We start from the raw sequence: 17,861 nt of genomic DNA, 5'->3' as shown, positions 1-17,861 counted from the left end.
TTAAATTTGATAAAAATTAGTGGCAGAGCTTGGACCAAGCCTTCTCAAATTCACTTGAGGTCATGCGATCGTCGCCCGCAAAAACCACCATTTCTTTAGTGGCCGCGATGAATCTCTTGAAGCCGACATACCCGCCGAAGGAGTTTTTAGAGTTGACCTCGCCGCAAAACCCTTTCTGATTACGAAACTCAGCGCTTTCTGGATCTTTCAAAACCCCAGATACAAACTCCCTGGCCACGCGCTGATATCGTATTTCGGTCATTTCGGCCTTATTCCTGGCCTTATCGGCCTCGGATTGGCCGCATGCCGCCAGCAACAAAAAAACCGGCAGCGCCATCAGCAGCTTTTGCATTCGTCAATCCCTCGTCTGTAATCGGGGAAGACTATCAAAACGCTACGCTGCCTGCCTCCCTGTGAGCGCCTGCCGCAGCTTGTCCGCCACTGTCGACGCAGATGGCTTATCGGCCTTGGCCTTGGCCTTTCCACCGCCGAAGGGATTCGTCATCTGCGCCCATTCGATCTTGGCGTCCATGGCCAGGAAAAGTTCAGGGAGCGGCACCCGCCAGGCGACATCAGGCGCCCATCCAAGCCATCCGACAGCAACGGCGTAAAGGCGATCTACATAGCTTCCATTCTCTACAGCGCTTACGCCTTCGCCGGCTGATCCTTTCCCGGCTGTGCGCCTCGAGGGTTGTAAAGCGCGACCAAGTACGCATTAAGCTGGGTAGCGACCTCCAGCACGCCCTCCTGCCATACCTGCTCAGAAATAGGTGCAGCGGCTTTACCACTCAGTCCAGCGCCGCCGGCGATAATCACTGCGCATCCTTCAATACTCAGAGAGCTGATTGCCTGCGAAGCCCCGCGCAGCCCGCCGAAGTGGGCTTCGATAGCGCGCACGGCGCTGAGCGTCGGGGTCAGTGTGTAAGTCTCTTCGCCGAGCCTGATCTCGACGGTACCGAAAAGGGTCTTGCTCATGCGTCGAATCCTTGGGGTTCGGGGCCGAAGCCCCTCGGGTTAGGCCGCGGCAGCCGGGAGAATTTCCAGGATGTCGGAGTTGATGCCGATCGTTACGTTGCGGCGAACCACGTTGTCAGCGGCGCCGGCGGCGACGGTGTTGTTCATCACCTTGCCACGCAGGTAGAAGGTGGTTGGCAGCAGCGCCGGGGTGGCATCGGGATCGCCATCGTTCAGCGTGATCTTGATGTTGTAGTCGCCCTTGCTTCGATCCTTGTGAGCGATCTTCAGCTTGGCCTGGCCCAGGTCGCCGTTGTCGAGGCCGATGGCCAGGGTCAGGTCACCGGCATCAGCGGTGCCCTTGTACTTGCGTACGCGGCCATTGCGCAGCGAGGTGAAGGTCACGGAGCTGAACGTGTCACCAAACTCGCCCAGGTCTTCAACCTCGCCAATATCGACGTAGGTGTCCGCCTTGTAGAGCGCTTCAGTGTCCGCGCCGTTCTTGCTACCGATACCGATCCGGCAGCCGGCGGCTGTGTTGAGGTTGTCTTCGGCCATGGGGGTTCCTCCAAGGGCACATTGGATAAAGCCGCGGTGCGGCCGGGTGTTGGGTTTAGTGGGTGGTGATGATGCGGACCGTAATCGACCCCTGGTACGTGACGCCATCAGCATCGCGCTGGGCGTCAGCCTGATCGACCCGGACCGAGACAGCGCGGCCAACAGTCAACGGCAACCGGCGCTCATCCAGAGCCGCGACAACCTCGCCGATTATGCGCTTCACCTCGGCTTGTCCATGGGCATCCGACCAGACCGACAGGTAAATCATGCGCTGTTCGCGCTTCCTGCCAGCGATAGGCGAAATGTTGGTGGATATCTCGCGGTCAATGGAAACGTAGGGCATCGGCGAATCCATGGGCGCGCCATCGTAGGTCGGGCATGAAACCTCGGCCGCAAGCCTGGCGAACAGCGCCTCCTGCAGCGCAACAGACGGATCAGCCATTGGTAAGCCCCTTGCTCGCCTTGCTCAGCGTTCGACCGATGGCCGCCTTGATGTTGGCCACCACATACTCCCGGTTAACGTCCTTCGCTGGGCGAAGCCATGGATGCGCGGGGCGCGCGGGGATGTCCGGGTACTTGCCGAAGAAGTTGGTGCCATCGGCCTTGTTTGTCGGGCGACGAGTTCGGCCACCGGCGCGCTTGTTGCCGGTGTAGCCCTTGGTCCCGTACTCGACGAACCGAAGGTAGAAGAACCGTTGCTTGTTTTTCTTGCCACGGATACCGATCTGGGCGTCCAGGCCGCTTTGCGAAACAAACACCGTCAGGGCGGCAGCAGCGGCGCCAGTGTCTTTCGGGATCAGGTTTTTCATCGTCGAAAGAATGCGCTCGGCACTGTCGCGCATCACCGGTGCCAGCTCGTTATCCATGGACTGATGGAGTGTGCGTAGCGTGCGGCGAAGCTTGAAATCGCCGGACATGCGCGAGCGGCGGGCGGCCATGGATTACTCCTTGGCCTTTCCGGCCTTTTCAGGGGCGGGAGGCGTATCAGGCGCAGGCTCGACCAAGCCGCGGCCCACCAGGTCGGCACCAAGCTTGGCGTCAACCGTGAATTCTTCACCCTTCTCCCGGTCGCCGGTAGCGCCGGACAGGGTGCCCAAGGCAATAACTCTCATGATTAACCTCTACGGATTGGGTACGTTCGAACAAAGAAGCCGAAGCATGTCGCGCTCGTTGTTCGGCAGAGCGGCTTCGATCAGGTAGGTGGTGGTGACTCCATTCGCCTGGTAGACCAGGCGATTGCCTGAGACCGCATCAGGGCGGGGATGCATGCGAACCTCTGCTGTTACAACCGCTTTCAGTTGCTCGGCTACGGGTGATACTCGCCCCGTCGGCAATGTAATCTCCGACCAGAGTTTGCCCACTTCGACCCAGGCGATATCAAAGCCGCCTGTTTGGTTCTTGGTGAGCACTGGCTTGAGCATCGTACCCCGGTGGCGCAGCGGTCCGGCTCTCATACATTCACCCAGCGGTGAGGCTTCCACAGAGCATTGGTTGCCATTGGCAGTTCCGCAGTAATCGTTCCGACCACCACAGTCTCGCGGCTGCTATACCAGTGTCCGATCAGCAACAGCGCTCCTTGCTGGATGCCCTTGGTCATCAACAGCGCATTACCGACCGGGTCAGGCAAGGCCGTTGCAGGGTCGACGAGCGTGCGATTGGTCCAGGTCTCAAACGCGCTGAGGGCTGCATCCGTGTAGCCCTGAATCAGCGCATTCTCGTCGTCATGGTCGACCCGTAAGTGAGCCTTGACGATGGGGAGATCAATCAACCTTCGGTACCAGCGCCTGAAGAACTTCTTTGTTGGCGGCCGGATCGAACTCAATTCCTTTTCCGGTGAGCCATACCTTCAGATCGGCGACTTTCATCTTGAGCGGGTCGGTTTCTTTCTGCGCCTCGACCGCCGCGTCAATCTCTTCCTGCGAGCTGCGCGATACGTACCCCTCAGGTGGGTAATTCACCGCCAGGTAGCCGGCCGCGACAAACTCAGCGATGGTCGGGCCATCCAGCTTCAGACCATTGGCGTCCAGTTGATTGGGGTAGGACGCAACACCCAGGTGCTCGACCGCAACCAACGCGCATCGCTCCGAGACATCCTGTTCGCCGGCGCCAACCTCAACTACATGGTTGCCATCGACAGAGAATGGGAACGGCTTTTTCACAATAATGATCGGCATAAATCCTCCAGCAGGCTGGGCGCCCGTAGGCGCCCGCCCATTTAGGCAGCGGCGCTCAGGGTGAGAATCTTCACGGCCTGGGAGTCGACCAGCATGCCGCCGACGCGCTTGGTGGTGTAGAAGCCAACGAATGGCTTGTTGGTGTAGGGGTCGCGCAGCACGCGGGTGCCGATACGGTCCACCACGGTGTAGGCGCGCTTGAAGTCACCGAATGCAATGGCATTGGCATCGGCGGCGACATCCGGCATGTCTTCGTTTTCGGTGATGCCGTACCCCAGCAGGACCGAAGGTGCGCCCGCTTCCAGGCCAGGGCGCCACAGGTAGTTGCCCTCGCTGTCCTTCAGCTTGCGGACGTAGGCAACAGTCAGGTTGCCCATCATCCAGGTGCCATTGGCGCGATAGCCAGCCTTGAGGGCGTGAATCAGGTTGATCAGGCTGTCACCAGTAATCGCACCGGCGGTGCCGCTCAAGAGCTTTTGCAGGACGCCGAAGGCGCGAGCGTCGTCGTCTTTCACGTCCAGACCATAAGCCAGCAGACCTTTCGGCTTGTTGACGCCATCGCCTTTCAGGAAAGCATTGCCTTCCTTCTCAGCGAAGTCGCGAGCAACCTCGCCATTCAACCAGCCCTCGGCATCGAAGAAGATGTCGTCAAGGCTGGTCTGAGTGGCTTGTGGGTTGGCGTACAGTTCCCCCATAAACGCAGAGATGTTGCCCAGTTTTGGAGTGTTGGTTGCCGGACGAGCATCGGTTTCACCCACCCAGCCCGCGCCGTTACCGCCGAGGTTCACCAGACGCTTGTAGTCCGGACTGCCAACGGTGATCTGGTTGCAGACCTGGCGCATAGGCGAGGTGTCGCGCAGCAGTTCGATGATGCTGCGGTCAAGCTCTTCGGGCACTGCGAAGCCGCCATCTGCATCAACGCCGACCTGCAATGCCTTGGCCTGCAGCTCGCCCAGACCAGTCTCGATACCCTTGCGCACGAACTGCATGAATGCGGTCTTATGCTCACTGGCGGCCTTGGTGCCGGTACCGTCAGGACGCTTGAGGGACAGCAACTCTTTTTCCAAGTTGCTCTTCAACACATCCAGATCACTCAGCTTTTCGTTGAGCGTATCGACCTGGCCGGACAGCTTGCCCTTTTCTTCTTCCAGGCCATCAATGCGCTTGTCATTGGTCTTTTTAAATTCGTCGAACTTCTTGCCCAGGGCTTCGGCGACGTCATCGATATCTTTCTTTTCAACAGCCATGAGAGGCTCCTTAAATGCGGGTCAACAGTGATTTGAGTGATTGCATTGCTTCGTCGGCATCCGCCTCTCGCGGTGAAACTGCGCCGTAGCCCTTGGCCATAAAGGCCTTGGCTTGGGAGCCAGAAAACCCAACCTCTCGAAGGGCTCGCTCCACTTTGCTGGGCGGCGGTGTTTCGCCGCGGGCCAGCAGAGATTTCACATCAGTGATCCGGGCCTCGTCGTTGGCCGGGAAGGTGACCGGGGATACTTCCCACAGGTCGATTGCCTTCAGCAGCCAGATTCCCTTTTCTTTGTCGTAGTCGTAACCGCCGTCCTCAAGCATGTAGCCGATGGACAGCCCGGTGAGACTTCCTGCTTTCATGTGTCCGTGCGCACGCTTGGCGAGCGGATCCGCCTCAACCAGGAGGCGACCCTTTACGTACAGTCCAACGTCGTCCTCGCGCATCTCGGTGTAAACGCCGATCGGCTCGCTCATTTGGTGCTGCCAGAGCATTGCCGGGAGGCGCCCTTTTTCCTTCCACCTGGCGAGGCTTGCCGCAAATGCACCACGGACAACTACATCGCTGTAGCTGTCCACGACGCCGAACACTGAGCCGTAGCCTTCGAACTCGCCGCTGTCGCTGACCGACTTAATGGTCAGCGGCACGTCAAGGCGCTGTTTTGTCTGCATCGTCGGCAGCCTCTGGATTGGTGGTCATGTTCATTGGGGTGAGGTAGATGTCGCCGCCTTCGCGGGGGTTTTCGTCTTCCAGTTCACGGCAGTCGTTAGGGCTCAATATTCCCCACTGAATACCTTTTCCGTAGGACTCGTAACGCCCCTTCAGGTCGCCTCGCATGAGGGCGCCCGCGTTGAACTTGGCATAGTGAGTCAGGCGGTCTTTCTCGTTGAGCAAGCCCACCTGAATGCGGTGCTCGATGCGGGTCATGATCGGAACCAGTGAGTAATTCACAAAGCTCATGCCCATGTGTTCGATGTTGTTTAGCGTCATCTTTTCCATACTGGCCACCAGGTGTGGCGGCACACGGAACAAACCGCATATCTGGGACTCGGTCAGCTTTTTGGATTCGATGAACTGGGTGTCTTGGGCGTTCAGGCTGATCGGTTTCCAGTCCAGGCCCATCTCCAGAATCATGGGTTTGTAGGCATTGGCCACACCCATGTGTTCGCCTTGAAACTCCGTCTTGAGCCGGCCAAAGGCTTCGTCGGTAAGCTGCTGCTCAGTCCGCAAAACACCGCTAGTCACAGCGCCATTCGTAAAAAGCTTGGCGGCGTGGGCGTCCATCGCCTGGCCCAGGCCCAGCGCCTGGCGAGCGTATGCGATGGGGTTTAGCCCGTTGAGCCCGTCCAGCGTGAATAACCGCACATGCCATATTTCATCCTGGGTTAGCGTTTTCGTACCCGATTTGAAATTGACGGTGTACTCAACTGTCCAGTCGTCCTTGAGCTTAGGCGTGACGATGTCCGGGTTGAGCGGTAGCAGCTCGACCACATTGCCCAAAGCCTTCACCTTGTAGGCGAAGAAGTTGCCACGAAGACACAGGCACGCCACCAGCATTTCCCAGAACTCCTGGGCGGTCATGTAGCTGTTGGGGGCCATGGTAATCAGCGGATAGAGCCGGTGAGCCGTCGCCGGCAGTCGGACCCGACCGGTTTGCTTTAGCAGCCGGCAAGGCAGCATGCCCATCGACTCGGCCAGCACCCGCACGCAGTTGAATACAACCAATTGTTGCATGGCGCTGGTGGTGGTCACGCGCTGGCCGGCATTGCTCTCGTAGCCTGCGCCCAATGCCTGGGCCAGCTTCTCCGGCGTATCAATGATCTGGGTGCCGCCTTTCCTTCCAAGGAGTGCGCGGAGCATCAGCGGCCACCTCGTACAATCGAGTACACGGACAGGGTGACCAACAGCGCTCCGCAGACTGTTAAGGCGAGTGGCTCACCCATCCATGCCCAAAGGCCGCGCGTCAGCAAAGCCAAACCCAGGACGCCGACGAGATCGGGGAAAGCCTCTTTCAGCGCCTCCAGCTTTGGCGACTTGATTTCGTCGGTCATAGGGTTCGAATTCCGTGTTTAGTGATGTGGTCAGAGAGGGTGTCATCGGGGTGAAGGTTTGCCAGAACTCGACCGATAGTCATGATCAACGCCACCGCGCCGTCGATTTTGTTGTCGTCTCCCTGCTTGATCGGGCGCACGACATCGTCGTTGCCTGGCAAGTTTTTGCCGATCACGTTTCCGATGCACCAGGTCATGATTGGATTGCCGTCGTGGTGGAATCGGCCAGCCTCAATAGCGGCCTCCAACTCCTTCATCGGATCGGACATGTTGGTGTAGTTTTGCGTGATGGTGACCGGCTCAAAACCTTCGTCATCAAGGTCATGGCTGAGACCTGTCGCACCGTGCGGATCAATAGGGCACTCGCGAATCGGGGCGAGATGATTCGCCTCCTTGGTGTCCTCAAGGATCTCGCGGTAGTCGACCTCCGCACCGTCTGTCACAGCCAGATGCTTTGAGTGAATCCACGCCTGAAACCGCTCGGACATCCTCTTGTTATCGGTATCGAATGCGGTGTCGTACGGAACCCAAAACTTCGGCGCAACGCTGTAGTAATGGACCTTGCCATCGATAACGCGCCAGAACAGCCTGGCCCTCGAGTTCATGTCGAGCTTGCGTGCCAGGTCGAAGCCAGCGATCCATTCTTGTCCCTCGAACTGCTCCAAGGTCAGCGAGGTATCCTCGCAGGCCTTCCAGCTTTCCATGTTGAAGAAGCCGGACTTCGCGCTCACCCAGAGGTTGAGGTGCTTTGTCTTGAAGGTGTTGGTGAATCGGGCCGAGCGAATTGCACGGGCTTGCTGGCTCTCCAGGTACTCCTGGAACACTGAGACCCCATGGTTCGGGTTAGCCTTGGCCAACATCTTCGGATCAGTCCAGTCATCACCTTCATCCAGCGTCCAGATCCATCCGAAAAGTTCCTCGTCAGGCACGGTGCCTTCGAGCATCTCGATCACCTGGCGCCGCTTGTCGTAGCACGGCCCCTCGATGTCGGCGCCGGCGGTGGTGATGATGAACATCAGCGGTTGGCGGCGGGCACCCATGCCCGTGAGCATGGTGTCGTACTGAGCCGACGTTGGGTGCTCGTGGTATTCGTCGACAATGGCGCAACTCGGTGAGGCGCCGTCGCCCGGGTTGCCAATCAGCGGCTCGAAGCGGCTGAAGTCCGACGGGATGTTCATGTTCGAGGCGTTCACCTCAATGCCGGCAGCCTGCACCAGCATTGGCGATTTGGTGACCATCAGCTTCGCCGGTCGGAAAACTTCCCAGGCTTGCTTCTCAGTGGTCGCACCGGAGTAAACCTCGGCGCCAAACTCACCGTCAGCCACGAACATGCTGATGCCTACGCCGCCAGCAACAACAGACTTGCCGTTCTTACGCGGTACTTCCCAATAGCTTTCGCGGAACCTTCGGTGGCCCCCCTTTTTCTTGACCCATCCGAACGTCACTGCCAGGCCAAACAACTGCCACCCCTCAAGGGTAATGAGCTGTCGCTTGAATGCCCACTCGCCCTTTGTATGGGGCAGCAGTTGAATGAGCTTCAGCTTCTTCTCGGCCTTGGCCAGGTCAAACTTGAAGCGAAAGCCTCGCTTGCGGCTGGCCGCCACATCGTCGAAGTGGCGCTGCACGGCCTGGTGAATGTAGCGGCAGGCCGGCACCTTCCCACGAAGAACGGACCGCCCCCAAGCCATTGCCTTGTCGACGTTGGCGTGCGGGGCTTTGGTCATTAGGAACTCAGTAGTTGAGCGAACTCATTGGTTGAGGCTTGCTTGTTGCCGCCGATGATCCGCGTCCGGCTCGCCGGATCGAGGCCGAGCAGTGAGCCAAAGGTGACCAGTTGGCGCATCGATTCGTTCGCCGCAGTAAGTGCGGGGTTCTTCATAGGGCTGCCCTGGGCAGAAGCCACGACGATCCCGAATTTCTGGACGGCCTCTTCGGACATGCGCCACTTGTCATAGGCGGAACAGAACGCCTCAACGTTGTGCAAATCGGTAAGCGCAACAACTTTTTCCCGGAGTAATTCAGGAATAAGCATCTTCCACATGGTGGCCGCGCGCTCGCTCAGCCAGTCCGGCGGGTCGATGTTTGTGACGGCGGTGAACTGAGGCTCATCATGATTGAGTGCCCGCTTTCCGGGGTTCCCAGCAAGTTTTTTCTGGGCCGTCGGCTTGGGTTTGCGACCACGGCCGGCGACCGTGGCGGTGCCTCCCATCGCGCAACTCCTGAATTTTTAATTTCGCGGGTGTAAGAGAAAGGCCAAGGGGACGGTCTAGCTCACCAAAAGTCGGGACTTTTGACCCTCCCCCTCCCTTATTGAGAATCAACCTCATTACAGCGCTCGAATCGGTCAATTCGAACGATTTCTCGATGGATTGCCCCAGCCGCCGTCCTCGGACGCCGTCTTCCTGCTGTGACAGGGATGACAAAGGGCTTGCCAGTTCGAGCTGTCCCAGAACACGGCCTTGTCACCTTTGTGAGGAACGATGTGGTCAAGATCAGTGGCCGCGACCACCAAGCCCTGCCGCTCGCACTCAGCACAAAGCGGGTGCTTGGCCAGGTAAGCCTTGCGGGCCTGCTGCCACTTGTAGCTGTACCCACGCTGAGCGCTGGTCTCGCGCTGCCGCTCGCGGCGCTTGGCCTCAGCGCTCTTGCCGATGTCTGCGTGGTCGTCGCAGTAGCGTGGGTTTCGGGTCAACACGCTGCAGCCTTGGGCGTTGCACGGCTTCTTCGGCCTCAACGGCATCTCATGGCGTCCTGGTCGGCAGTTTGAAGTCTGTGACCCGATCAGCAATCGACCGAATCTTCTCAACACCGAGGAAGCCAACCCAACCACCGACGAAGGTGGCCATGCTTTGCGGCAACCCGAAGAACTCCAGGCCGCTGATGATGGTCAGGGTCAGGCCACCGCATAGCACGCCTTCCAGCAGCATCTGGCGACGCGACCCACCACCGTAGGTGATGCGCAACACGGCCATGGCGAAGGACAGCCCCGCCGGGTAAAGGATCGGCGCATGCTGGCTCAGCCACGCAAGCATCAATGCCCAGGTGTCTGGCTTATCTGGCATGTTCGGCATCTCAGGTTCCTCCCTTTCGGGGAGTGAATAGATCAGCTCCAGCAACACTCCCAGCTCGGAGCAATGCGGTGGTGGAGCTGAAAACGAAAAAGCCCCGGCAATTGCCGAGGCTCTGGTGTTTGGTTGACTCGCTCTTCAGTTATGCAGTGACTTCAATTTTTCCTTACCTGACTGGGTCAACCCATTCATAAGGTAATGCGGATGAGGAAACCCGTCCTCCTCCCCAACCGAGCCTGCTGCGTCGATGTAACCGGCTTTAACCAGATAATCAACGGTCAGCAGGTAATGCGCTGTCAAGCCGAACTTGACGCCTCTGGCCTTGAGCTCATTGTACAAGCCGCCGGAGTCAATATCCTGCCTTGTGCCAGGGACTAAATCGTTTAGCCCGGAGAGAATCGTCCTACTCAACGCCCAATCAATTTCCATTTTCGCCCCTCAAGATAGCAAACATGCTAAGTGCTGAAGATACACACCTCGTCGCATGATTAGGAGCGATGGAACACAGCCTGTTAGCAGAAAGCAAAAAGCCCAACTCTAAGGTCGGGCTTTGCTCGCGGAAAAACCGCAAAGTAACTGAAATCTATATGAAGGGACCGGGGCTGTCAAGCTGCCTGACGCCGGATATCTAAAGCCCCATCAATCCAGGCAATACCGGCCTTCCAAAGTCCACGCGTCTTCTCTTCGCCGAAGCCCATTTTCTTGCCAACCTCCATCAGCGAACTGTCGCGGGTGGTGTAGTACTTCATCAACACCTGGCCGCATTCGGGATAGCGCTTGAGCAGACGGCCCATCAGCCCATCAATCAGCAGCGCGTCGTCATCAGTGATCATCGGTGACAGGACGGTGTTCTCGCGTGACCCGCAGCAAGACACGCCCGATCCAAGGACCACCCAGCGGCCCCAATGCTCCAGCAGATCCTCGGCGGTGCGCTCTTTAAATGTCGGTGTGAAGGCCATGGTTCAATCCCCTGTGAAGTTGGTGCCGCCGGCGCCGCAGCGGTTGTTCGCGTTGTATTGCGCTTCAGCACTGGCAGGCTTGAAGCAGTTGAATTGCGCGATCTGGTGCTCAGCGGCCTGGAGACGAATGCTCAACTGCGTCACCAGCACCTCCAGCGGCAGAGCCTCACCGGTTTCGGCGGTGACCCAGCCCGATGCGTTGCACTGCACGCAGGCCAGTTCATGGAAGACGCCCTTGATCACCGCGCGACCACGGCATGCCGGGCACTTGGCCAGGTCGAGCTGGGCGGCGCGGAATGCTGGGCCGAGGGACTTTTTAACCTGATCTTTCATGACGGCTCACCGCTGCCCATGGCGGTGTCGATACCGGCATCCACATCTTCTTTCCGAAAGCGGATACCAGAAAGCCACAAAGGGACGCTCAGATAGAAGCTGTGCCCGGATTCGCTTTTATCTCTAAGCCAGCGATACCTATCGGCCTCCTTGCGCAGAGCCTGGATTTCGGAGATCAGGGCCAGCACCGCGGTCGAGTTAGCGACGTCCATGAATTCCAACTCTGCCTTATCCCAGGCCTCTGCAAGTTCGTCTCCGCCAGATTTGCACAGCTCAGCAAACGTGTTCTCGGCGGCCTCGGCCACGCGCTTAAGGTTGGCCAGGTCGGGAATTTGCGCTTGATTTACCATTTTTAAACCTCGCCTTTTATGGTTTCTGGATTTGGCTAGAGGCCTCGCCATTCAAGGCCTCGGCGTCATTGTGCGAATTTCCGCTTCTAGTCATGGTCGAGCGGTGAATGAGGTTAAAACCCTTCCCGTCTAACCAGTCGTGCCACTTCACCAATGCCTCGCGCTTGAGCAACTCAGCCGAGGTGTGGATGTAGGTCTGCACGTTGCGGGTCAATGTGTGGTTCACCAGCATCTCGCCGATGAGGAAGTCGACGCCCAGGTCAGTCCACCCGGTCCGGGCCACTTTGCGCAGGTCATGGCTCGTCCACTCACCCTTGCCCAGCCTGGTGAACACTGCGCAGGCCTGGCTGTCACTGATCGGCCCACGGCCCCGCGCCGGGAACACGTAGGTGCCCTTGTAGCCTTTGGCTGACTGCCAGTCCCGATACCGCTCCAGCAGCGCGCATACCTGATGGGTCAACGGCAAGTGATGCTCGCAGCGGGTCTTGGTGTTCTCGGTGGGAATGAACCACTCGCCCTGCTCACCCAAGGTGAAGTGGGACCACTGCGCTTGCCTTGTCTCGCCGGCGCGGGTCCCGTGGCACAACATCATCAGGGCCAGCATGCAGTCCTGTGGATGCTGGTCGAAGCCGGTGGCCAGTTCGCAGATCACTTCCTCGAGCTGCACGGCACGCAACCGTGACGGCTTGGGCTGGATTCGGGCCTTGGTGAAGTCAGTGAACTTGAAGCCGGCGATGGGGTTGGCGGTGATCAGCCGCAGCTTCTCGGCCTGGCGGAACGCGACTACCAGCACTCCCCACATCAGACGGACGTAGGACAGGGACATTTCAGCCTGCATCGGCCACATCACCAGCTTGTCGAGCGTCGACCGGTCAACGTCCTCCACCACTAGGGTGCCGAGTCGTGGTTTCAGGTGGCACGAGATGATCGAGGTGTTAGTTGATCGGCGCTTGGACGATAGACTGCGGTCAACGGCTTGGCGGGCGGTGAACCAGTCGAGCAGCTCGCCAACGGTCTGCAACGTGCCGGCGGCGGCTGATGCTTTGGGGTCGGCGGCCAAACGCTCGCGGATCTTCGGCAACGCGACGATCAACCCCTTCGCAGGCAGCTGAGGAAACGCGGCGATCTTGTCCCACTTGCCGCCCGACACCAGGTACCAAGTGCCGCGATCGCGGTTTCGATGGAAGCGGAAGTACACGCCGGGATATCGCGCGTCACGCAAGTCGCGGACTGCTGCGTTGCTGGCCTGGCGGCGAATCTCCGCATCGCTGAATGAAGTGAGCATTGTCTGGGTCATGCAGCCGCCCTGGTTTGAGGTTGAAGTAGGTAGGCCCTGATGGCCTCAATGGCGTCGACGTGCCCACGGCAGACGATGGCCAGGTATCCCTGCTCGGTAAGCGCCTGAAGGTATGCGTCCTGGGCCGGTGACACGGCAGCGTCATACGGCGCCCGGGCCTTGAATTCGATGTACAGCCCGAAGTACCCGCCGCGCGCCATCGGCAATACCAGATCGGGAACACCGGCCTTCACACCCTGCTCTTTCAGCTTGATCGCTACCAGCTTGTGCCGGTGCCCACCGTTCGGGACGTGGTAGATCAGCTTCGCCGCCGCCGGGTAGCGCAGGCCGATCTCTTTCATCAGCGCTGCCTGCTCCAGGCCTTCTCGGTCGACAGCTTTGGCCCGCTTCGGCGCGGGGTTGAATGGCTGCACGGCGAACGGCTTCAAATTTTCACCTTCCCTTCACGGATCAGGATGTCCTGGGTGCGCATGACGCCCTCGGCGAGATACAGCCGGACCTCTTCACGGGTCAGTTGTATCGGGGCTCTGAGTCGGCCATCCGCAATGTCGTGGCAGTAGCCGCAGGCCCATGCACCCTGAAAATCATTTGGTTTCATGCCTACGCCGCAGGTACCGGCCAGCCGGTAGTGAGCGAGGACGGTTGTCGATGGCTCGCAGGAACAGCCAGGGAAGCGCACTTGGCAATCACGGTCACGCGCTGCGTTGGTGAGCTTGCTCATCGCGGGACTCCTGCACGCCGTGCTCGCAATTCCGCCAGTGCCCTGTTCCCGACATCCGGGGTCATTTTTGGCGAGGGACGTGGCAACTCAGCCACCGGGACAGCTTCGAGTTGCTCGCCCTTCCAGATGCGGCGGCACTGGTTCAGGTACTGCTTTTCAAAGCTGGCCAGGCCAAGTTCGCGCGACAGAAGCGGTAGGCTGTGGAAGCCCGCAGCGGCGGTCGCGTGATAGACGGCCGGGTGATACCACTTCGAGCAGTTGCGCATGGCGGGATGACAGTTGCGCAGCGCTTGGGCGTAGGCAGACTCGACGCTGGGCAGCCCAAGCCCCTCTGGCGCAAAGCACCAACTGACGAATACCCCAGGAGCTGGCACGAACGCGGATTTGCTCGCGCTCACAACCCGCATTCCGTGGTCAATCTGCTCCATCCGGGTAATGCCAGAGCGCATGAACTCGCCGAGCCATTCAAGCTTTGAGGCGTTCATGACGGCTTCGGTTGGCCAGGACTGGCGCCAAGCGCCACAGGCACCGCGAAGACGCAGGAACAGATCGTCGATTACCGCTTGGGTCGATGGGTCAACGGCGACCACCGCCGGCGATTTGTCAGGTCCTTCGTAGGACGGATCGGCGCGGCGGCGTGCGACGAGCTCACTGGCGGCCACCGGTTTGCTTGAACGGTTCACAGGCGAACTCCTTTCGATGCCCAGTCATTGCCGCCCGACTCACCTTCTGGCTCAGCACTCGACGCTGCGGCGGCGCGCTCCCGCTTGATCCAGCCGGCGAGCTTGAAGCACCAACCAGCGGCGGTATCGAGTACGGATGTTTTGGCGACGAAGAAACCCTTGAAGCCCGACAGCAGTTCAGCGGTCAGGGAGTCAGCCGGCAGTCCGGCGATTTTCAGTTGAGTCTGCAGCGCGTCTTCCGGCGGCACGAAGTCGGCAAACATGGCGAAGCGCTGCCGATCATCTTGCTGATCCAGCGCTTGGCGATCCTGCTCAGCGATCAAATCGGCAAGCTCGCGCTGCTGCTGCTCTTCGGTTCCTTGATGGTTAAGTGATGGATTGGGTGCAGCCGCTGCACCCCGTTCTGTTCCAGGCTGCACCCCGCTCTGTTGTGAATTGCACCCCGTTGCGTCATCTGCACCCCGCTTTGTACGGGGTGCAGGATTTGCACCCCGCAATATTTGAAGGTCATAAACGACTGGGCGGCGGTCATGGCGATCAATGTGCACCGCTGCGATAGCCTGATTGCCCTTCTTGATCAGGCCGGACTGCTCCAAATCGTCAAGCTTGTAACGGACTGTGCGCTCGGAAAGCCCGGTGTCTTGGGCCAGGGTAGATGCGGACGGAAAGGCCCCAGCACCGTTTGAACCGGCGTAGTTGGCCAGGCACAGCAGCACATGGCGCGCGCTGGAGTCTTTGAGGGTTTGCACAGGCAAAGAAAGCGCCCATGACATAGCTTGAACGCTCACAGCGAGTTTCCTTGGAGTTGTTCGGCGAGAGTGGTGATGCCTTTACGGGTGACCATGACCTGCTCCACCACCTTCAGGTCTACCTCGGCGCCCTTCCCTACCGTGACCAGCTTGTGTTCGAGCAGGCCCGCAGTCAGCCTTGGCTGGTAGGCCGACCAAGCGGCAAAGGATGCGCGGCGGTAGATCCAGCGGTTGTCGCTGAGCCACTTGAAGAGCTTTAGCGGGCCGATGCCAAGTTGCTTGGCAGCGGAGGTTATGCAGATCGAGCCTTGGGTGGCGGATAGGCGCTCAAGCGCTTGAACCTTCGGCGCCTGCTGCTCAATGACCTGGTGCAGCGAAGCATTCTGCTTGGCCTGATCGGCGGCTAGCTGGAGAGCTTCGGCGAAGTTGGAAGGTATCGATACAGCGTGTCGCGACACCTTTTCGAGCTCTCCGAGTCGTGTCACGACACGATGACGAAGTGGAATGCTGTAACCTGTCAGAAGCGTCTCAGTGAGTACGCGGTCAAGGAGGAATTCGGCGGTGTAACCCCTCCCGTCCTTCTGTTCCTGAAGATGGCGCAAATCTGCGCCATCCTTGAGCAGAGCCTCGCGCATCACCCGGATATCACGAATGACGTCCTTGTGCTGTTTACCGGTGAGATCGGCGATCTCCCTACTAGACATGCTGACCGTATTGCTTGGAGCAACAAGTGTGTTCATAATGGCCCCACAGTGTTTTACGTTTTGTTGAAAGGACCGCCCTGCCAGGCGGTTTTTTTATGTCTGCGATTTGAGTGCTGGATGAATCAACAGCTAATCCAAATCACTTTTGCCGATTTCTGAATCAGGGGAAAATTCACCCAACCAGAGCACTGCTTTGCGATGGAAAAGGTCGTATCTCCTCAGCAGTGAATGTGCCGTCCGAGTGCTCTTGAACCTGAATATCTCGTTCGGCTCGGAGTGCTTTTGAGATGGCAGGAGAGCTGACGCCGAGTGCTTTGGCGACAGCGGTCTGCCCGATCCTCTCTACCAGCTCTGGCAATGGCGTCTTCTTCATTTCTTGGTCCAACAAGGATGATGTGTGCTTGCGATATTAACCGGCGGTTAGGTTTCAGGCAATACCGGCGGTTAGCGCAAATAACTTAACCAACGGTTAAATTTCACGAATGACCAAAAAGAAAGAGCTGTCCCCAGAACTCAAGGCTGAGTGTGAAGCGGCAAAATCCCTCTTCGTCTCGAAGAAGAATGCGCTAGGCCTAACTCAGGCCAGCTTGGCAGAGGCGGCTGATATATCGGCCGCAGCAGTAGCTATGTATTTGAACGGAACGAACCCGCTCAACGCGAAATTCGCAGCCGTCCTATCTAGGCTGCTCGGTGTGCCAGTAGAGCGTTTCAGTAAGCGCCTAGCAGCTGAGATTGCTGGGTTGACGAGTATCAATCATCAAGATTCCGGCCTGTCAGCATCCGAAATGGTTCGCCAGATGCTCGCAGCAAAAGGAAAAGGTCTTTCAGAAGTCGCTCGCGCAAACCTCCTAGCGGCTGCCGAGCAAAGCGATTTGGGGAGCGTGGTCCCCGTCGACTTCTCTCGCCCTGGCCAAGTTGGTGACGAGGTTTGGATTGCGCACTACGACGTACGCGCTGCGATGGGCGGCGGACAGATCCCGCACGAATATCCAGAAATGCTCCAAGACATCAGGGTCAGCCCAAAGCATCTACGCGACCTGGGCGTCACCTTCAAAGAGCACTTCCATCTCAAGATGATCACCGGGTGGGGTCAGTCCATGGCGCCGACGATCAAGGATCGCGACCCGCTGCTCGTGGACATCACGATCCGGGAGTTCACCGGGGACGGGATCTACCTCTTCTCCCACGACGAAATGTTGTACGTGAAGCGCCTGCAGAAGAAAGGCAGGGACCGATTCAAGATGATCTCGGACAACAAGCACCATGATCCCGAGGATATTCGTGTTGATGACACCCATATCCTTGCCCGGGTGCTCTACGTGTGGAACGGACAACCGGTGTGACGCTATGTCCCTGAACAAGCCAAACCAAGACCTCAAGCGCGACCTGCAGGGCGTCGCCTCAGACCTCAAGTGGTCCGCCGTGGAGCTAATGAGGATTGCGGAGCGGCTGAGCCTGGCAGGTAACGAGGCGGACGCCCAGGCCGTGCTGAAGATGTGCACGGTGCTTCATGCGGGCGAGGATCGGCTGGCCGGGTATGCGGATGAGGTTAAGGCGGGAGGGATTGTGCGGGGCAAGATTGAATAGTTGGCCGCGCCGGGTTAGATGGTCGTGATGCGCTTATAGGAATCAAACAAGGAAAGATGATGAGCGACGATGTAGAACACCTGAATGTTGGAAGCATCCACGATCTCGATTACTGGTGCGAGCCAAAAGTAATTTTTCAGTACCTGGACATGGTTTCACCTGGAACGGGCTCTAAATTCAAGTGCTCGGTTTGCGCAAACGATCAGTGGGGGTGCGCTGCGTCAGACATGGTCCTTCCTGATGGGACCACGCGCAATAATGTAGTCGCGCCATGCGATATGCCCTCGATGGCTCCCGATGGGAGCAGATTGATGATGGGGGATAGGCCTTACCCAAATTACCATTACGCAGTCGTGTGTCTGACGTGCGCAAATACAGTTTTCTTGAACGCCGCGATGGTTCAAGGGCGCCTTAAGGTCGTCCAAGG

Annotated in this window: 30 protein-coding genes; 2 read left to right on the top strand and 28 right to left on the bottom strand. The window is 58.7% G+C overall.

The genetic code is table 11. The features are described 5' to 3' along the window. Positions 1–16: 16 nt before the first annotated feature. From ATI14_RS19850 to ATI14_RS19720, 28 genes are all read right to left on the bottom strand, one after another. Positions 17–352, bottom strand: coding sequence for a hypothetical protein (locus ATI14_RS19850; RefSeq protein WP_080519873.1), 336 nt, complete (start codon positions 350–352; stop codon positions 17–19). Positions 353–645: 293 nt separating this feature from the next. Continuing rightward, a complete protein-coding gene (locus ATI14_RS19845) occupies positions 646–975 on the bottom strand; it encodes a hypothetical protein (protein ID WP_080519872.1) in 330 nt (109 codons plus the stop codon). 39 nt (positions 976–1,014) lie between these two features. After that, complete coding sequence (locus tag ATI14_RS19840) at positions 1,015–1,512, bottom strand: hypothetical protein (protein WP_080519871.1); 498 nt, start codon at positions 1,510–1,512, stop codon at positions 1,015–1,017. Between the two features lie 55 nt (positions 1,513–1,567). Then, complete coding sequence (locus ATI14_RS19835) at positions 1,568–1,954, bottom strand: DUF3168 domain-containing protein (protein WP_080519870.1); 387 nt, start codon at positions 1,952–1,954, stop codon at positions 1,568–1,570. Beyond that, the gene (locus ATI14_RS19830) at positions 1,947–2,450 is read right to left on the bottom strand and encodes an HK97-gp10 family putative phage morphogenesis protein (protein WP_080519869.1); all 504 of its coding nucleotides are present in this window, start codon (positions 2,448–2,450) and stop codon (positions 1,947–1,949) included. The genes ATI14_RS19835 and ATI14_RS19830 overlap by 8 nt, the downstream gene beginning before the upstream one ends. Before the next feature lie 3 nt (positions 2,451–2,453). Beyond that, positions 2,454–2,624 (bottom strand): hypothetical protein, encoded by a 171-nt coding sequence (locus tag ATI14_RS31440; RefSeq protein ID WP_165448225.1) that lies wholly within the window; start codon positions 2,622–2,624, stop codon positions 2,454–2,456. 9 nt (positions 2,625–2,633) lie between these two features. Beyond that, complete coding sequence (locus tag ATI14_RS19825) at positions 2,634–2,966, bottom strand: head-tail adaptor protein (RefSeq protein ID WP_080519868.1); 333 nt, start codon at positions 2,964–2,966, stop codon at positions 2,634–2,636. Then, positions 2,963–3,280, bottom strand: coding sequence for a head-tail connector protein (locus ATI14_RS19820; protein WP_080519867.1), 318 nt, complete (start codon positions 3,278–3,280; stop codon positions 2,963–2,965). The genes ATI14_RS19825 and ATI14_RS19820 overlap by 4 nt, the downstream gene beginning before the upstream one ends. Beyond that, a complete protein-coding gene (locus ATI14_RS19815) occupies positions 3,273–3,686 on the bottom strand; it encodes a hypothetical protein (RefSeq protein ID WP_080519866.1) in 414 nt (137 codons plus the stop codon). The genes ATI14_RS19820 and ATI14_RS19815 overlap by 8 nt, the downstream gene beginning before the upstream one ends. 41 nt (positions 3,687–3,727) lie before the next feature. Further along, a complete protein-coding gene (locus tag ATI14_RS19810) occupies positions 3,728–4,933 on the bottom strand; it encodes a phage major capsid protein (protein WP_080519865.1) in 1,206 nt (401 codons plus the stop codon). Positions 4,934–4,943: 10 nt separating this feature from the next. Next, complete coding sequence (locus tag ATI14_RS19805) at positions 4,944–5,603, bottom strand: HK97 family phage prohead protease (RefSeq protein ID WP_080519864.1); 660 nt, start codon at positions 5,601–5,603, stop codon at positions 4,944–4,946. Continuing rightward, positions 5,581–6,792 carry a phage portal protein gene (locus tag ATI14_RS19800; protein ID WP_080519863.1) on the bottom strand — a complete coding sequence of 404 codons (1,212 nt, stop codon included), beginning with the start codon at positions 6,790–6,792 and terminating at the stop codon, positions 5,581–5,583. The genes ATI14_RS19805 and ATI14_RS19800 overlap by 23 nt, the downstream gene beginning before the upstream one ends. Then, the gene (locus tag ATI14_RS19795; RefSeq protein ID WP_080519862.1) at positions 6,792–6,983 is read right to left on the bottom strand and encodes a hypothetical protein; all 192 of its coding nucleotides are present in this window, start codon (positions 6,981–6,983) and stop codon (positions 6,792–6,794) included. The genes ATI14_RS19800 and ATI14_RS19795 overlap by 1 nt, the downstream gene beginning before the upstream one ends. Continuing rightward, positions 6,980–8,707: a terminase large subunit gene (locus tag ATI14_RS19790; RefSeq protein ID WP_080519861.1), complete on the bottom strand. Its 1,728-nt coding sequence runs from the start codon at positions 8,705–8,707 to the stop codon at positions 6,980–6,982. Before ATI14_RS19790 ends, ATI14_RS19795 begins: the two co-directional genes overlap by 4 nt. After that, on the bottom strand, positions 8,707–9,192 hold the full coding sequence (locus tag ATI14_RS19785) for a phage terminase small subunit P27 family (RefSeq protein WP_080519860.1): 486 nt from the start codon (positions 9,190–9,192) through the stop codon (positions 8,707–8,709). The genes ATI14_RS19790 and ATI14_RS19785 overlap by 1 nt, the downstream gene beginning before the upstream one ends. Positions 9,193–9,327: 135 nt before the next feature. After that, positions 9,328–9,678: an HNH endonuclease gene (locus tag ATI14_RS19780; RefSeq protein ID WP_370590107.1), complete on the bottom strand. Its 351-nt coding sequence runs from the start codon at positions 9,676–9,678 to the stop codon at positions 9,328–9,330. Between the two features lie 46 nt (positions 9,679–9,724). Further along, positions 9,725–10,054, bottom strand: a complete 330-nt coding sequence (locus tag ATI14_RS19775; protein ID WP_080519858.1) for a phage holin, lambda family — start codon at positions 10,052–10,054, stop codon at positions 9,725–9,727. Between the two features lie 135 nt (positions 10,055–10,189). Then, positions 10,190–10,480 (bottom strand): hypothetical protein, encoded by a 291-nt coding sequence (locus ATI14_RS19770; RefSeq protein WP_080519857.1) that lies wholly within the window; start codon positions 10,478–10,480, stop codon positions 10,190–10,192. 176 nt (positions 10,481–10,656) lie between these two features. Continuing rightward, positions 10,657–11,010, bottom strand: coding sequence for an antiterminator Q family protein (locus tag ATI14_RS19765; protein ID WP_080519856.1), 354 nt, complete (start codon positions 11,008–11,010; stop codon positions 10,657–10,659). A gap of 3 nt (positions 11,011–11,013) precedes the next feature. Continuing rightward, complete coding sequence (locus ATI14_RS19760; protein ID WP_080519855.1) at positions 11,014–11,343, bottom strand: hypothetical protein; 330 nt, start codon at positions 11,341–11,343, stop codon at positions 11,014–11,016. Next, on the bottom strand, positions 11,340–11,693 hold the full coding sequence (locus ATI14_RS19755) for a hypothetical protein (RefSeq protein WP_080519854.1): 354 nt from the start codon (positions 11,691–11,693) through the stop codon (positions 11,340–11,342). The genes ATI14_RS19760 and ATI14_RS19755 overlap by 4 nt, the downstream gene beginning before the upstream one ends. A gap of 16 nt (positions 11,694–11,709) precedes the next feature. Beyond that, positions 11,710–12,990, bottom strand: coding sequence for a tyrosine-type recombinase/integrase (locus tag ATI14_RS19750; protein ID WP_080519853.1), 1,281 nt, complete (start codon positions 12,988–12,990; stop codon positions 11,710–11,712). Further along, complete coding sequence (locus tag ATI14_RS19745; RefSeq protein WP_080519852.1) at positions 12,987–13,418, bottom strand: VRR-NUC domain-containing protein; 432 nt, start codon at positions 13,416–13,418, stop codon at positions 12,987–12,989. The genes ATI14_RS19750 and ATI14_RS19745 overlap by 4 nt, the downstream gene beginning before the upstream one ends. Then, the gene (locus tag ATI14_RS19740) at positions 13,415–13,711 is read right to left on the bottom strand and encodes a DUF1364 domain-containing protein (protein WP_080519851.1); all 297 of its coding nucleotides are present in this window, start codon (positions 13,709–13,711) and stop codon (positions 13,415–13,417) included. Before ATI14_RS19740 ends, ATI14_RS19745 begins: the two co-directional genes overlap by 4 nt. Further along, a complete protein-coding gene (locus ATI14_RS19735) occupies positions 13,708–14,394 on the bottom strand; it encodes a replication protein P (RefSeq protein WP_080519850.1) in 687 nt (228 codons plus the stop codon). The genes ATI14_RS19740 and ATI14_RS19735 overlap by 4 nt, the downstream gene beginning before the upstream one ends. Further along, positions 14,391–15,167 carry a helix-turn-helix domain-containing protein gene (locus ATI14_RS19730; RefSeq protein WP_080519849.1) on the bottom strand — a complete coding sequence of 259 codons (777 nt, stop codon included), beginning with the start codon at positions 15,165–15,167 and terminating at the stop codon, positions 14,391–14,393. The genes ATI14_RS19735 and ATI14_RS19730 overlap by 4 nt, the downstream gene beginning before the upstream one ends. Before the next feature lie 11 nt (positions 15,168–15,178). Continuing rightward, the gene (locus ATI14_RS19725; RefSeq protein ID WP_080519848.1) at positions 15,179–15,883 is read right to left on the bottom strand and encodes a phage antirepressor KilAC domain-containing protein; all 705 of its coding nucleotides are present in this window, start codon (positions 15,881–15,883) and stop codon (positions 15,179–15,181) included. A 136-nt stretch (positions 15,884–16,019) separates the two neighbouring features. Then, the gene (locus ATI14_RS19720) at positions 16,020–16,220 is read right to left on the bottom strand and encodes a Cro/CI family transcriptional regulator (RefSeq protein ID WP_080519847.1); all 201 of its coding nucleotides are present in this window, start codon (positions 16,218–16,220) and stop codon (positions 16,020–16,022) included. A 109-nt stretch (positions 16,221–16,329) separates the two neighbouring features. On the opposite strand from ATI14_RS19720, the gene ATI14_RS19715 reads away from it, so the two are divergent. Together ATI14_RS19715 and ATI14_RS19710 are read left to right on the top strand one after the other, a co-directional pair. After that, positions 16,330–17,190, top strand: a complete 861-nt coding sequence (locus ATI14_RS19715; RefSeq protein ID WP_080519846.1) for a S24 family peptidase — start codon at positions 16,330–16,332, stop codon at positions 17,188–17,190. Between the two features lie 4 nt (positions 17,191–17,194). After that, on the top strand, positions 17,195–17,434 hold the full coding sequence (locus ATI14_RS19710; RefSeq protein WP_080519845.1) for a hypothetical protein: 240 nt from the start codon (positions 17,195–17,197) through the stop codon (positions 17,432–17,434). The last annotated feature ends 427 nt before the right edge of the window (positions 17,435–17,861 follow it).

It is taken from the genome of Pseudomonas tolaasii NCPPB 2192, assembly GCF_002813445.1.
In the GTDB taxonomy this organism is placed as follows: domain Bacteria; phylum Pseudomonadota; class Gammaproteobacteria; order Pseudomonadales; family Pseudomonadaceae; genus Aquipseudomonas; species Aquipseudomonas tolaasii.
This window is presented reverse-complemented; position numbering and strand designations above follow the sequence as displayed.